The sequence below is a fragment of the Streptomyces caeruleatus genome (assembly GCF_001514235.1).
Lineage (GTDB): Bacteria > Actinomycetota > Actinomycetes > Streptomycetales > Streptomycetaceae > Streptomyces > Streptomyces caeruleatus.
Map to the genome: position 1 here is coordinate 841,307 of NZ_KQ948924.1, position 13,927 is coordinate 855,233.

Here is a 13,927-nt window from a genome sequence, read left to right on the forward strand (position 1 = left end):
CTCAGCGCAGGCGCAATTGGAACTCACTGAACGCGCCTCAGACGGGGGTGTACGTGTCGAACATCGAAGTCATGCTCGGTCAGATCGTTCCGGCCGCGGGAGCGGCAGTGGCCGTGTACGGCGCTGCTGTGCTGCGACCGGTCGAGGACGAGGCAGCAGGAGCCACCGTGCGGCTCGGCCAGCGGCTGCTCGCCCACATTCGGGGCCGCGCCGCCGATCCGGCCGCGATCGACGGGGCCGTGACGGACCTGGCCACCGATCCCGACGATCCTGACGCGCTGGCTGCGTTACGGCTGCAGATCAGGCGAGCCCTCGCGGCCGACCCCTCACTCGTCCACGAGATCGCCGCACTGCTCCCTGCTGCCGGACACGCTCAGAGCGGCGGAGCCAGAAGTGTCGCGGTGAGCGGAAGCGTCTCAGGAATCGTCTCGACCGGAGACGGTGCGATGAACATCCAGCGCCAGTGACGGGCGACAGCAAGGTGCCGGAGAAGCCGGTGATCCCCCCGTACCCGACGCACGACCCCAACGCCGCCGAGCGGTCGGCCGCAAGCGCTGACCTCACAACCGACGTCGGCCGGGCGAAGGTCGACCCTGACCATGCACAAGTCGTCGTGATCGGCGACGTCAAGGGCATCGTCTCCACCGGCCCCCACAGCCTCAACGTCATCTACGACGGAAAAGGCCTCGTCGAGATCACCAACCTCCGCGACCTCACCCCCCATCAGCCACCGCTGGTGTCGGCCGCTGCCCGGGCCAAGCTGTTCGGCAGGGACGCACTGGTGGACGCCGTGGTCGCACAGGTCAGCGACGGTTGCAGCGTGCAACTGCACGGGAAGCCGGGGGTCGGGAAGAAGGCCGTGGCCGCAGCCGTGCACCGGGAGCTCGCTGCCCAGGGGCGTCGTGGATACGTCCTGTATCCCCGCACCGGGGTGGACGAGGAGGAGTCGCTCCAGGCGTTGTACGGGCGGCTTGCCGGGGCGTTCTTCGGTACGCACTTTCTGCGGGCCATCGACGAGACGCAGCTGCACGCGGCCGTGGCCGCAGCGGACTTCTCCGGAACGCACGTCACCGTCATCGACTGCGCCTTGCCGCAGAGCGATCTGACGCGGCTCCTTGCGACCTTCCGCGGCTGCACGTTCCTGTTCACGTCCCCCTACGCGACGCTGCCTGACACCGACGCGGCCCATCTCGTGCGGCCCTTGTCCCGTACCGCCGCCGTCGAACTGCTCAGCGCCGAAGTGGGGCTCCCGCTCGGCCCGGCGGGGCTGCAGAATCTGCAGTTCGACCACGTGTGGGACGAGTCGGGCGGCGCGCCTCAACGTATCTGCCAGTACGCCCAGTTCATCAAGGCCTCCGAGCAGTGGGAGCGGCGCGTCCGTGGGGCCGACGAGCCGGGGGACGACCCAGCCCTGGTCGATCCGGCGCTGCTGAGCCCACGACTCCAGGCGGAAGCGCTGGCCGTCGCCCTGAGCGAACCTGCGCGTCGCGTACTGCTGGCACTGGCGACGTTCGGCACGGCGCTTCCTGCAGCTTGGATCGCCTCGGTCACCGGCTATCCACAGGACGGCGCCGCGGCCTCGGAGTTGTACGACCGGCGCTTGGTCAAGCGCTTCGACGGGACGTACTGGATCACCGAGGACGCCGCCGCGGCCGTGCACAGCCAGAAGTGGGCCGCGGCCTCGGCGACCACCGCGGCGGAGGGCCTGCTTGCGGCGTTCGCGCAGCAGGACGGGCCGTCAGGTCCTGAACCGGACGCTTACCTCTTCCTGGCTGTCGCCCGCGCACTGGTCCGCGAGGAGCAGTGGGCGCTCGCCTCACGATTCGTCCGCGTCGCGGGCCCCCGGGCCCTGACCGAGGGGCTCGGTCAACTGGCGCTCCAGCTGTACATGCTGGGCCGACTGGCGGCCGCGCGGGCCGGTCTGAACAAGGACGTCAAGTTCTACGACCAGGCCGAGAAGCTGACCCGCGACCTCCTCTACGGCGACAAGGCGGGCACCACCGCGGCCGCCACGATGCTGCTCGCCCCGGCGCTCGGGGCAGCCGCGGCCGAGAGCGGCAAGGCACTCGGTTTCTTCGGGAAGATCTTCGCCACCGTCTCCACCAAAACGGGCGCCACCGTGGCTGCCGGTGCCGTGGTGGTGGCGGCTACCACAGCGGTCGTGGTGGCAAACACGAACGACACGCCTGCCGGCTGCGAACCGGCGTACGCGGCGTTGGAGGCCTACGACACCGACCAGACCCGTACGTTCGACGAACTGGCGGAAAAAACCCGCGGGTTGACCTCGGAGCTCAGGGCCGCTGCCACGGAGGCGTCCGAGACGGACATCCGAGCCAAACTCAACCAGCAGGCGGACGACCTCGACGCCAAGACGGCGGCTGATGTGCGCGAGAACGACGAACGGATGAACGTGACGTACCCCCCTCACCCTGACGTCGTAGCCGCCCTGGCGGCCAGCGCCGGGCTGCGGAACAACATCTCGACCCTGCAGGCGATCAGGGCGGTCTGCCCCGGCGAATGACCCGTGAGCGGCGTCCGGGCACCCGCACCCGGGCGCCGCTCAGGCCGAGGATGACGATGATGGCGATGATGGCGATGAACAGCGGCATCACGTCGGAGAGTTTGCCTGACACGTCGATCGCGGCGGCGGTCGTGCGGAGCTTCGGTGCTCCCGTGGAGACGGTGACCGAGCCGGCCTTCCCCTTGGCGAGTTCGCCGTCCCTTCGGGGACTGCTCGCAGACGTGGCCATCGGGCTGGTCGGCGCAAGGTTCCCGCTGGTCGACGGTGAACGGTGAGCCCGACGTTGTCCGCCATCCGCCGGGCCTCCTGCAGGCTCTGCCCGACCAAATCCGGTACGTCCGTCCGACCGTCCCTGGCCGCGCCCTGCCCGAGCTGATCGGCCTCTCCCCCGCGCTGACCCAGGCGGCGCTCCGCATCGCCGACTCCGCCACGCAGATGATCACGCCGCTGAACCCGTACCTGTTCGTGTCCCTGGCCTGGATGCGCAGATACGAACCGGATGCCCGCCTGGGCACCCTGATGTCTACGCGCTGGGCCTGCCGCTGGGGCCGGGCGCGGGCATCGGGATGGCCTGAGCGGCCTCCGGCCGGTCCGTCTCGTCCGTTTCCCTCGGCAGCAGCAAATCCTCGTAACGGCCCAGTGCCAGCACCGCGCCGAGCATCAGAAGTGGGAGCAGCACAGCGAGCAGTGCCATGACCTGGTCCTTCCCCGGAGCAGAACGTGCGTGGGGGGGGGTGAAGGGCCGGGTCTCCCTCCTTCCGCCGCGCAAACCCCGTGTCGCCCCCGGATGTACGGGTACGCGGTGCGCACGCCGAAGATCGGAGGGAGTCATGCAGCGAGGCAGTGACCGGCTGAGCGTTCACCGTGACGACGAGATGAAGCACGAACTCCAGGGGCTGCTGCGGTCCGGGCACCCCACCCGGACGGAGGAGTGGCACGACCCGGAGCCGACCGCGGACGACGATCCGCAGGTCGCGGGCGGGCCGGTGACGCCGGGAGGTACGGCCTCCCTGGCGACGGTCCGGCTCGAACTGGCGAGGATCCTGGGCCGTAGCGCCTTCCCGGCGAGCCCCCGGGAACTGACCACCGCCCTGCGCCGCGGGTACGCGCCCGACGCGCTGGTCGAGTCGCTGGAGCGGCTGCCGCGCTCGACGCGCTACGCCAACGTCCAGCAGCTGGCCGAGGCCCTGACCGGGGCGGGGGAACGGGGGAGCACCAGGGATGGCTGACTTCGTGAGGGACGTGATGACACCGGGGGTGGTCGCGGTCCGCCCGGACGCCTCGCTCGTCGAGGCCGCGCAGCTGATGCGGGCGCAGGGCATCGGGGACGTCGTCGTGGCCGACGGGCAGGATGTCGTGGGCGTTCTCACCGACCGTGACATCACGGTGCGGGCGGTCGCGGACGGCGCCGATCCGCTGACGGTGAGCGCCCGGTCGGTGTGCACCCGGGACCCGGTGCTGATCGACCCGGGCGAGCGGGTGTCCGTGGCGGTCGCGCTGATGCGTGAGCACGCGGTGCGGCGGCTGCCGGTCGTCGAGGACGGGCTGCCGGTCGGCGTCATCAGCCTCGGGGATCTGGCCGAGACCCAGGATCCCGACTCGGCGCTGGCCGAGATCAGCCGCGCGGCTGCGGACGAGTGATCGGATGAGCCGCAGCCGGAGCCAGGCCGCCGAGATCAGCACCTCCGGCGTCACCGTCGACGTCGGCGACGCCACCGTCCGCTATCTGCTCTACGGGCTGCTGCCCAGCTGGTTCGCGCCGGGCGTCGCCGACTGGTGGATGCACCGCCGGACCAGGATCGAGGAGACCGCGGGCGTCAAGGAGTCACTCATCCACTCCCTGATGATGACCGAGGTCGGCATCCCCATCGCGCTGACCCTGCGCTACGAGGTCAACCCGCTGCTGCTGAGCGTGCAGCTGAGCGCGACCGCTGCGCACGAGGCGACCGCGCTGTGGGACGTACGGACGGCCGTCGACAGCGACCGCCAGGTCAAGCCGGTCGAGCAGCACATCCACAGCTTCCTGGAGTCGCTGCCGTTCGGCGGGCTTTCCGCGCTGATGTGTCTGCACGCCGACCAGGTGAAATCCCTGGTGCGCGGCGGCCGGGGCGATCCCGACGCGTGGCGGCTCGTGCCGCGCCGGCGGCCGCTGTCGCGTGGCTATCTCGCGGGCATCGGCGTCGCCGTCGGGGCCTGTGTGCTGCTGCCGTACGGCGAGGAGCTGTGGCGCTGTTGGCGGGCCCGTCGGCGGGACGAGAAGCGCATCACGAGTGACGAGGCCCGTTACCGGGCCGCGGAAGGACGTTGAGACATCATGCGTATCGCATTTCTGACCGCGCCCGAGGGCGTCGAGCAGGTCGAGCTCACCGATCCCTGGCAGGCCGTGGTGGACGCGGGGCACGAGCCGGTGCTGGTGTCGACGAAGCCGGGCACGATCCAGGCGTTCCACCATCTCGACAAGGCGGACAAGTTCCCGGTGCAGGAGGTCGTGGGCGAGACGTCCGCGGACTCCTTCGACGCGCTGGTCCTGCCGGGCGGCGTCGCCAACCCGGACTATCTGCGGCTGAACAGCAAGGCCGTCGGCTTCGTACGGGACTTCTTCGACCAGGGCCGGCCGGTCGCCGCGATCTGCCACGCCTCCTGGACCCTGGTGGAGGCGGACGTCGTACGCGGGAGGGTGCTGACCTCCTGGCCGAGTCTGCGGACGGACATCCGCAACGCGGGCGGCACCTGGGTGGACGAGCAGGTGCGGATCTGCGACCACGGCCCCAACAAGCTGGTCACCAGCCGCAAGCCGGACGATCTGAAGGCGTTCTGCGGGACGTTCCTGGAAGTGTTCGCGAAGGAGGCGTCGTAAATGGGGGACCGCAAGCAGGAGCAGCGGGAGACCTTCCACGCGGACGATCCGAGGGGCGGGCCGCTCACCACCGACCAGGGCGTGGAGGTCGACCACACCGACGACTCGCTCGCCGCCGGGGAACGCGGGCCGACCCTGATGGAGGACTTCCACTTCCGGGAGAAGCTCACCCACTTCGACCACGAGCGGATCCCGGAGCGGGTGGTGCACGCGCGGGGCGCGGGCGCGTACGGCTACTTCGAACCGTACGAATCGTGCGCGGAGTTCACGCGCGCGGCGTTCCTCCAGGACCCGTCGGTGCGGACCCCGGTGTTCGTGCGGTTCTCGACCGTGCAGGGGCCGAAGGGCTCGGCGGACACCGTGCGGGACGTGCGCGGCTTCGCGACCAAGTTCTACACGTCGGAGGGGAACTACGACCTGGTCGGGAACAACTTCCCGGTCTTCTTCATCCAGGACGGCATCAAGTTCCCCGACTTCGTGCACGCGGTGAAGCCGGAGCCGCACAACGACATCCCCACCGGCGCCTCCGCCCACGACACACTCTGGGACTTCGTGTCGCTTCAGCCGGAGACGCTGCACGCGATCATGTGGCTGATGTCGGACCGGGCGATCCCGCGCAGCTACCGCATGATGCAGGGCTTCGGCGTGCACACCTTCCGGTTCGTGAACGCGGACGGGAAGGGCACGTTCGTGAAGTTCCACTGGAAGCCGCGGCTGGGTGTGCAGTCCCTGGTGTGGGACGAGGCGCAGGAGTGCCAGGGCCGGGACCCGGACTTCAACCGGCGTGACCTGTGGGACGCGATCGAGGCGGGCGAGTACCCGGAGTGGGAGCTCGGCGTCCAACTCGTCGCGGAGGAGGACGAGTTCGCGTTCGACTTCGACCTCCTAGACGCCACGAAGGTCATCCCGGAGGAGCAGGTGCCGGTCCGTCCGATCGGCCGGATGGTGCTGGACCGCAACCCGGAGAATTTCTTCGCCGAGACCGAACAGGTCGCCTTCCACACGGCGAACGTCGTCCCCGGGATCGACTTCACCAACGACCCGCTGCTCCAGGCCCGCAACTTCTCCTACCTGGACACCCAGTTGATCCGGCTGGGCGGCCCCAACTTCGCGCAGCTGCCGGTGAACCGCCCGGTGGCGCCCGTCCGCACGAACCAGCGCGACGGCTACCACCAGGGCGCGATCCACCGGGGCACGAACTACTTCCCGAACTCCCTCGGCGGCGGCTGCCCCGCGCACGCCGGTGTCGACGGCAGCGCGTACACGCACTACGCCGAACGCGTCGACGGCGCCAAGATCCGCCGCCGCAGCCCGAGCTTCCAGGACCACTACAGCCAGCCGGCGATGTTCTGGAACAGCATGGCGGACTGGGAGAAGCAGCACATCGTCGCCGCGTTCCGGTTCGAGCTCGGCAAGGTCGGCGCGAAGGAGGTGCGGGCCCGCACGGTCGAGCATCTCGCCAAGGTGAACGGCGATCTGGCGTCGCAGGTGGCGCGCGGCATCGGGGTGCCCGAGCCGTCCGGTACGGAGGCGGCGGACAAGCTCTCCTCCCCCGCGCTGAGCCTGGAGTCACTGCGCGGCGACGGTTCGATCCGCACCCGGCAGATCGCGGTCCTGGTCACGGACGGCGTCGACACCGCGCAGGTCGACTCGGTGCGGGAGGCGCTCACGGCCGAGGGTGCGATCGTCGAGGCGCTGGCGCCGACGGACGGCACGGTCGCCGGTGCCCACGGTGACCGGTGCGAGGTCGACCGGGCTCTGCCGACGGTCGCCTCCGTGCTGTACGACGCCGTGGTGCTGCCCGGCGGACCGCACGGCACCCCGCACACGGCCGCCGACCAGGATGCGATGCGCTTCGTGCGGGACGCCTACCGGCACGGCAAGCCGGTCGGCGCGCTCGGCTCCGGCGTGGGCGTCCTGGCCTCCCTTGAGCCGGAAGGCGTACGGCTGTCCGCCGAGTTCCACCACACGGTGTCCGACCAGGGCGTGGTGACGGACACGTCGCCGGGCCCGGCGAGCGCGGACTTCCTGGAGGCCTTGAAGGCCGCGGTGTCGGCCCACCGCCACTGGGGGCGTCCGCCGGTGGGGAGCTGAGTCCGCGAGTCCGTGAAGCGTGGCGGGCGGGGTGTGCGGGGCACGCCCCGCCCGTCACGCGCCGCGGTCGCGGGCGCCGTCACGGGTGCGGCCCGCGGCCACCGTGCGGCGCGGGTTGCGGCGCAGGTACTCGCCCTCCAGCTGCGCCATGCGTTCGTTGTGGGCCCGCAGCGCGCCGTTCGAGCCGTACAGCAGCGTGTCGTGACGCGTCCGGTGGATGGTCTCCAGCTCCTTCATGAGCTGCTGGTCGTCCAGCCGGCTGGGGTCGACTCCGGTCATCGTGGTGCCCCGCTCGTCGTGTTCAATCATGCGGTCCGGGTACCCGCCCCGGGAGCACACAGCACCCGAGCGGCGTACAGGAGAGACAGACCATGGATCTCGCCTTCCTGAACCCACTGTACGAACACCCCGGGCCTTGGGCCTCCGTATACGTGGGCACCTCCCGGCACACGGAGGACACCCCGCACGAACGGCACCTGACGGCTCGGGCCCTGTCCCGGGAACTGGCCGGGCAGGGCGCCGACGACGCGACCTGCCGGGCCGTGCGGGGCGCGCTGGAGGAACTGGAACACTCGTCCGAACCGCACGGCCGCGCGATCTTCGCCCGAGCGGGTGAAGTGGTCCTCGACCCGGCGCTGGCCCGCGCCCCGCTGCGCGACAGCGCCCACTGGGCCCCGCTGCCGCACACCGCTCCGCTGCTGGAGCTGGCGGGCGAGGACCCGGTGTGTGTGGTGGTGTACGTGGACCGGCGGGGCGCCGCCTTCGAGCTGCGCACCGCTCTGGGCCGGCAGGACGTCGGTACGGTCACCGGCCGGCAGCATCCGATCCACCGGACCAGCACGGTCGACTGGTCCGAGCGGCACTTCCAGCTCAAGGTGGAGAACACCTGGGAGCACAACGCGGCCGAGATCGCCGACGCGCTCACCGTCTGCCAGGAGGAGACGCGGGCCGACCTGCTGATCCTCGTGGGTGACGACCGGGAGCGGCGTTCGGTGCACGACCGGCTGCCGCGGCGGCTGCATGACCTCGTCGTCGAGGCCCCGCACGGCACGGGGAGCCGGCTGCTCGACGAGGACGTCGAACGGGCTCGTGAGGAGCATGTGCGGCAGCGGGCCGTGCGGGAGCTGGAGCGGTTCCTCGCGGCGCGGGAGCCTGGGGGCGAAGGGCGTGCCGGGGCGGTGGAGGGGGTGCCCGCGCTGGTCGAGGCGGCGCGTGAGCACCGGATCGACGAGCTGCTGATCCGGCCGGACGGTCCTGACGCGCACCGTGAGGTGTGGATCGGCGAGGATGCCGACCAGCTGGCGGTGCGGCGTACCGACCTCAAGATCCTCGGCGAACAGCACTCCTGGCCGGCCCGCGCCGACGACGCCCTGATCCGGTGCGCGGTCGCCACGGGTGCGGGGGCGCTGTCGGTGACCCCGGCCCCCGAGGACCAGACCCCCGCCGGCGGCCTGGGCGCCCTCCTACGCTGGCCCTGACCCAAGCCTCCTTCGCCCCCGCCGCCCCTACCCGTCCCACCCCTGGGGGCTGCGCCCCCAGACCCCCGCTCTCGGCCCTCCGGGCCTTGTCCTCAAACGCCGGACGGGCTGAAAGATCTAGCCTCTCCGGCGTTTGAGGAGCGGGGTCTGGGGCGGAGCCCCAGAAGGATGGGACGGGTAGGGGCGGCGGGGGCGAAGAAGCTAGCGCGCTCGCTCCACGCGCCGTTCGTCCCACACGGCCTCCGCCGTCTCCCGGACACGCCCGTCGCTGCCGAAGACGAGATACCGGTCGAAGGACCGCGCGAACCAGCGGTCGTGCGTGACGGCCAGCACCGTCCCCTCGAAGGCCTCCAGCCCTTCTTGAAGGGCCTCCGCGGACTCAAGGTCGAGGTTGTCGGTCGGCTCGTCGAGGAGGAGCGCGGTGACGCCCTCCAGTTCCAGCAGGAGGATCTGGAAGCGGGCCTGCTGCCCGCCGGAGAGCCGGTCGAAGGTCTGCTCGGCCTGGTGGGTGAGCTCGTAGCGCCGCAGCCGGGACATCGCCGCACCCCGGTCCTGGGCATGCTCCTTCCACAGGATGTCGAGCAGCGTCCGCCCCATCAGCTCGGGATGCGCGTGCGTCTGAGCGAAGTGCCCGGGCACGACCCGCGCCCCCAGCTTCCACTCCCCCGTGTGCGCCACGTCCTCGCCGGCCAGCAACCGCAGGAAGTGCGACTTGCCGGAACCGTTGGAGCCGAGGACGGCGACACGTTCGCCGTAGAAGACCTCCAGGGAGAACGGCTTCATCAGACCCGTCAGCTCAAGTCCTTCGCAGGTGACGGCCCGCACCCCGGTACGCCCGCCCTTCAACCGCATCCGGATGTCCTGCTCACGCGGCGGCTCCGGCGGCGGCCCCGCCTCCTCGAACTTGCGCAGCCGGGTCTGGGCGGCCCGGTACCGGGAGGCCAGATCGGCGCTGTTCTCGGCCGCTTGACGGAGCGTCAGCACCAGCTTCTTCAACTGGGCGTGCTTCTCGTCCCAGCGCTTGCGCAACTCCTCGAAACGGGCGAAGCGTTCACGCCGCGCGTCGTGGTAGGTCGCGAAGCCGCCGCCGTGCACCCAGGCGTCCGCACCGGCGGGCGAGGGTTCCACGGAGACGATCTTCTCGGCGGCGCGGGCGAGCAGTTCACGGTCGTGGGAGACGAAGAGGACCGTCTTACGGGTCTCCTTCAGCCGCTCCTCCAGCCACCGCTTGCCGGGCACGTCGAGGTAGTTGTCCGGCTCGTCGAGCAGCAGTACCTCGTCGGTGCCCCGCAGCAACGCCTCCAGCACCAGCCGCTTCTGCTCACCGCCCGACAGGGTCCGCACCTGCCGCCACTGCGCCTTCTCGTACGGCACCCCGAGCGCGGCCGTGGTGCACATGTCCCACAGCGTCTCGGCCTCGTACCCGCGCACCTCGGCCCAGTCGGAGAGCGCCTGCGCGTACTTCAGCTGGGCCGCCTCGTCGTCGACGGTCATGATGCCGTGCTCGGCCACGTCCACGGCCTGCGCGGCCTGCCGGATACGGGGCGGCGCGACCGAGACCAGCAGATCGCGTACGGTCGTCTCGTCCCGCACGGACCCCACGAACTGGCGCATCACCCCGAGTCCACCGCTCACGGTGACGTTGCCCCCGTGCGGTTTCAGCTCCCCGGAGATCAGCCGCAGCAGGGTCGTCTTCCCGGCCCCGTTGGGCCCGACGAGCGCCACGACGGCCCCTTCCCCCACCCGGAACGACACATCGCCGAGCAGCGCCCTCCCGTCGGGAAGGTAGTACTCGAGATGCGCGGCTTCCAGATGTCCCATAGGGCCGCATTCTGAGGTCGCAGCCCGTCACCGGGCAAACGCTTATCACAGGCATTTTCAGCCCGTCCGGCGTTTGAGGACGAGGCCCGAAGGGCCGACAGCGGGGTTCTGGGGGCGCAGCCCCCAGGGACGGGACGGGTAGGGGCGGCGGGGGCGAAAACCCTACTCGGGGTGCACCACCCGCCCCGTCGGCCCTGTCCGCGGCCTCAGACACCGCCGCGTCGTACCGCGAGCGCACCTCCGCCCCGCTCTCGCCTCCGGCATCCGCAGCCCCACGTCCCCGCCGAGCGCGGTGAGACCGGCGCCCGGAACAGCCGTGTGCAGGAGAAAGTCCACGTTGGCGGGCGTCTGGCCGTGGCGGACGAGGAGCAGGCGCATCTACGGGTTCCTGCGTGTGTCGGTCACCGCCGGCCGGACAGCAATCGGCCACTTCAGGGTACCCAGCCCTGTATGAGCCCAGACGTCGACCTCACCGTCCCGAAGCCCGGCCGGCACGCCCTGCGCGACCGGCTCCTCGCCCTCGACTCCCGGCTGTTCGAGTTCGCCGCCGAGCGGAACTGGCCGTACGCCGAGCCGGTCCTGCCGCGGCTGAGCCGCAGCGCGAACCACGGTGTGCTGTGGTTCGCGACGGCCGCCGTGATCGCCGCCAGCCGGACCCCCAGGGCCCGCCGGGCCGCGGCCCGGGGCCTCGCCTCGCTGAGCGTGGCCTCGCTGACCATCAACACCGTGGGCAAGCGGTCGGTACGCCGTCCCCGTCCCGTCCTGGACCCGGTACCGCTGGGCCGCCAGCTGAAGCGGCAGCCGATCACCACGTCGTTCCCGTCGGGGCACGCGGCGTCGGCGGCCGCGTTCGCCACCGGAGTCGCGCTGGAGTCGCCCGCCTGGGGTCTGGCGGTGGCGCCGATCGCCTGGTCGGTCGCGCTGTCGCGGGTGTACACCGGCGTCCACTTCCCGAGCGATGTGGTGGCGGGCGCGGCGCTGGGCGCGGGTGCCGCGTTCGCCGTACGGGGCATGGTGCCGACGCGTGACCGGCTGGTGCCGCCGGCCCGGCCCCGTACGGACGTTCCGGCGCTGGAGGACGGGGACGGACTGGTCGTGGTGGCCAACAAGGGGTCGGGCAGCTCCGACCGGGTGCACGCGCTGCTGGACCTGCTGCCGCGCGCCGAGCTCGTCGAGTGCGAACCGGCGGACACCCGGGCCGAGTTGCGCAAGGCGGCGGCCCGGGCCCGGGTGCTCGGGGTGTGCGGCGGCGACGGCACGGTCAACGCGGCCGCCGAGGTGGCCCTGGAGCACGAGCTGCCCCTCGCGGTGCTGCCCGGCGGCACGCTGAACCACTTCGCGTACGACCTGGGCGTGGAGGACGAGCGCGATCTGAGCCGGGCCCTCAAGCGGGGCGAGGCGGTGCGGGTGGACGTGGGCCGGTTCACCTGCGACGGGCGGCAGGGGGTGTTCCTGAACACGTGCAGCCTCGGCGTGTATCCGGAGCTGGTGCGCGAGCGGGACCGCTTCTCGTCCCGCGTCGGCGCCTGGCCGGCCGGGGTGCTCGCGGCGCTGCGTGTCCTGCGCCGCGACCGCCATCCGCTGCACGCCGAAGTCGCGGGCCGCGCACACCCGTTGTGGATGCTGTTCGCGGGGAACGGCACCTACCACCGGATGGGCCTCGCCCCGGCCCGGCGCCTGAACCTCGCGGACGGCGTGCTCGACGTACGCGTCGTGCACGGCGGACGCCGGCCCGCGCTGCGTCTGCTCGCCGCCGCCGTGGCGGGCCCGCTGACCCGCTCGCCGGCCCATGCGGCGGTCCAGGTCGGCCGGCTGCACCTGTCCGGCGTCACCCCGGGCGCGCTCCTCGCGTACGACGGCGAAGTCACCGAGGTGGGTGGCGATGTGACGCTGGAGAAGCTGCCGGAGGCGCTGACGGTCTACCGACCGCTACCCGGAGCCTGACACTCCGTCAGTCCGAATAGTAAAACGGTGATCTCACCATTCGACATGCGGGCGTACCGTTTCGTCGTGCACCGCCCGGCAGGACGAAGACGAGGAGAACAGCCATGTCGAAGGCCGACGAGAGCACATCGGAGAACGCGCGGGAGACCGCCGTCTACACCCACGGGCACCACGAGTCCGTGCTGCGCTCGCACACCTGGCGTACGGCCGCCAACTCGGCCGCCTACCTGCTCGGCTCCCTGAAGCCGCACATGCGGATCCTGGACGTCGGCTGCGGTCCGGGCACGATCACCGCCGACCTGGCCGCCCTGGTGCCCGACGGGCGGGTGACCGGTGTCGACCGGGCGCCGGAGATCCTGGAGCAGGCCCGGGCCACGGCGGCCGGCCGCGGTCTGACGAACGTCGACTTCGCGGTGGCCGACGTGCACGCCCTGGACTTCCCGGACGACACCTTCTGCGTCGTCCACGCCCACCAGGTGCTGCAGCACGTCGGCGACCCGGTGGGCGCGCTGCGCGAGATGAGGCGGGTGACGAAGCCCGGCGGGTTCGTCGCGGTCCGTGACTCGGACTACGCGGCCATGACCTGGTTTCCGGCGTCCCAGGGCATGGACGCCTGGCTGGACCTGTACCGCCGGGTCGCCCGCGCCAACGGCGGTGAGCCGGACGCCGGGCGGCGGCTGAAGTCCTGGGCGCTGCGGGCGGGGCTCACGGACGTCGTGGCCACGTCGAGCACCTGGACGTTCTCGACGCCGGACGAGCGCGCCTGGTGGAGCGGGCTGTGGGCGGACCGCACGCTGGCCTCGGCGTATGCCGAGCGGGCCACGGAGGGCGGGCACGCGAGCGCGGAGCAGCTGAGGGCCGTGTCGGAGGCGTGGCGGGAGTGGGGCCGGCGGGAAGAAGGCTGGTTCAGTGTTCTGCACGGGGAGATTCTGTGCCGTAAAGATGCCTGAATCGAGTTTTTCTGGAAACACGGTGAGCAGGAGGTCAAAAAACTATGGTCCCTATTCTGCTCGTGCTGCTGCTGGCCCTGATTCTCTTCGGCGCCGGATTCGCACTGAAGGCGCTGTGGTGGATCGCGATCGTGGTTCTGGTGCTGTGGCTCCTGGGTTTCGTGATGCGCGGCACCACCGCGGCAGGAGGCCGGGGTCGCTGGTATCGATGGTGAGTCCGAGTTAGTTCCCACTCCCGGAAAAACGGAAAACCCCCGGGAAA

The 13,927-nt window shown here is 71.2% G+C and carries 15 protein-coding genes and 1 pseudogene; 12 read left to right on the forward strand and 4 right to left on the reverse strand.

The features are described 5' to 3' along the window. The first annotated feature begins 53 nt into the window (after positions 1-53). Complete coding sequence (locus AQJ67_RS03655) at positions 54-467, forward strand: tRNA-dependent cyclodipeptide synthase (RefSeq protein WP_244190349.1); 414 nt, start codon at positions 54-56, stop codon at positions 465-467. Beyond that, positions 464-2,521, forward strand: a complete 2,058-nt coding sequence (locus AQJ67_RS03660) for an ATP-binding protein (protein WP_062716487.1) — start codon at positions 464-466, stop codon at positions 2,519-2,521. Before AQJ67_RS03655 ends, AQJ67_RS03660 begins: the two co-directional genes overlap by 4 nt. On the opposite strand, the gene AQJ67_RS48915 is transcribed toward AQJ67_RS03660, so the two are convergent. Continuing rightward, positions 2,496-2,750, reverse strand: coding sequence for a hypothetical protein (locus tag AQJ67_RS48915; RefSeq protein ID WP_062716488.1), 255 nt, complete (start codon positions 2,748-2,750; stop codon positions 2,496-2,498). The two genes, AQJ67_RS03660 and AQJ67_RS48915, sit on opposite strands and share 26 nt — an antisense overlap. 35 nt (positions 2,751-2,785) lie before the next feature. Here AQJ67_RS48915 and AQJ67_RS50605 point away from each other — a divergent pair. Beyond that, a pseudogene (locus AQJ67_RS50605) lies at positions 2,786-2,989 on the forward strand (AbgT family transporter); the annotation flags it as partial. 55 nt (positions 2,990-3,044) lie between these two features. On the opposite strand, the gene AQJ67_RS48125 reads toward AQJ67_RS50605, so the two are convergent. Beyond that, positions 3,045-3,215 (reverse strand): hypothetical protein, encoded by a 171-nt coding sequence (locus tag AQJ67_RS48125; protein WP_167366186.1) that lies wholly within the window; start codon positions 3,213-3,215, stop codon positions 3,045-3,047. A 136-nt stretch (positions 3,216-3,351) separates the two neighbouring features. Between AQJ67_RS48125 and AQJ67_RS03670 the strand changes: the two genes are divergently transcribed. The 5 genes from AQJ67_RS03670 to AQJ67_RS03690 are packed head-to-tail and all read left to right on the forward strand — an operon-like array spanning position 3,352 to position 7,472. After that, positions 3,352-3,750 carry a DUF2795 domain-containing protein gene (locus AQJ67_RS03670; protein ID WP_062716489.1) on the forward strand — a complete coding sequence of 133 codons (399 nt, stop codon included), beginning with the start codon at positions 3,352-3,354 and terminating at the stop codon, positions 3,748-3,750. Then, a complete protein-coding gene (locus AQJ67_RS03675) occupies positions 3,743-4,162 on the forward strand; it encodes a CBS domain-containing protein (RefSeq protein ID WP_062716490.1) in 420 nt (139 codons plus the stop codon). Before AQJ67_RS03670 ends, AQJ67_RS03675 begins: the two co-directional genes overlap by 8 nt. A 4-nt stretch (positions 4,163-4,166) precedes the next feature. After that, positions 4,167-4,829, forward strand: a complete 663-nt coding sequence (locus AQJ67_RS03680) for a hypothetical protein (protein ID WP_062716491.1) — start codon at positions 4,167-4,169, stop codon at positions 4,827-4,829. A 6-nt stretch (positions 4,830-4,835) separates the two neighbouring features. Then, entirely contained in the window at positions 4,836-5,378 is a 543-nt protein-coding gene (locus tag AQJ67_RS03685) for a type 1 glutamine amidotransferase domain-containing protein (RefSeq protein ID WP_062716492.1), read from the forward strand. Next, positions 5,379-7,472, forward strand: a complete 2,094-nt coding sequence (locus AQJ67_RS03690) for a catalase (protein ID WP_062716493.1) — start codon at positions 5,379-5,381, stop codon at positions 7,470-7,472. Between the two features lie 54 nt (positions 7,473-7,526). Here AQJ67_RS03690 and AQJ67_RS03695 read toward each other — a convergent pair whose 3' ends face one another. Next, positions 7,527-7,781 (reverse strand): DUF6158 family protein, encoded by a 255-nt coding sequence (locus AQJ67_RS03695; protein WP_062716494.1) that lies wholly within the window; start codon positions 7,779-7,781, stop codon positions 7,527-7,529. A gap of 62 nt (positions 7,782-7,843) precedes the next feature. Here AQJ67_RS03695 and AQJ67_RS03700 point away from each other — a divergent pair, with 62 nt between their 5' ends. Next, positions 7,844-8,950: a baeRF2 domain-containing protein gene (locus AQJ67_RS03700; RefSeq protein ID WP_062716495.1), complete on the forward strand. Its 1,107-nt coding sequence runs from the start codon at positions 7,844-7,846 to the stop codon at positions 8,948-8,950. Between the two features lie 201 nt (positions 8,951-9,151). Here AQJ67_RS03700 and AQJ67_RS03705 read toward each other — a convergent pair whose 3' ends face one another. Then, entirely contained in the window at positions 9,152-10,771 is a 1,620-nt protein-coding gene (locus AQJ67_RS03705; protein WP_062716496.1) for an ABC-F family ATP-binding cassette domain-containing protein, read from the reverse strand. A 450-nt stretch (positions 10,772-11,221) separates the two neighbouring features. Between AQJ67_RS03705 and AQJ67_RS03715 the strand changes: the two genes are divergently transcribed. From AQJ67_RS03715 to AQJ67_RS03725, 3 genes are all read left to right on the forward strand, one after another. Further along, positions 11,222-12,715 carry a bifunctional phosphatase PAP2/diacylglycerol kinase family protein gene (locus tag AQJ67_RS03715; protein WP_062716498.1) on the forward strand — a complete coding sequence of 498 codons (1,494 nt, stop codon included), beginning with the start codon at positions 11,222-11,224 and terminating at the stop codon, positions 12,713-12,715. A 104-nt stretch (positions 12,716-12,819) separates the two neighbouring features. Beyond that, positions 12,820-13,665, forward strand: coding sequence for a class I SAM-dependent methyltransferase (locus AQJ67_RS03720; RefSeq protein WP_062716499.1), 846 nt, complete (start codon positions 12,820-12,822; stop codon positions 13,663-13,665). Positions 13,666-13,709: 44 nt separating this feature from the next. Further along, positions 13,710-13,880: a hypothetical protein gene (locus AQJ67_RS03725; protein WP_062716500.1), complete on the forward strand. Its 171-nt coding sequence runs from the start codon at positions 13,710-13,712 to the stop codon at positions 13,878-13,880. Positions 13,881-13,927 lie beyond the last annotated feature (47 nt).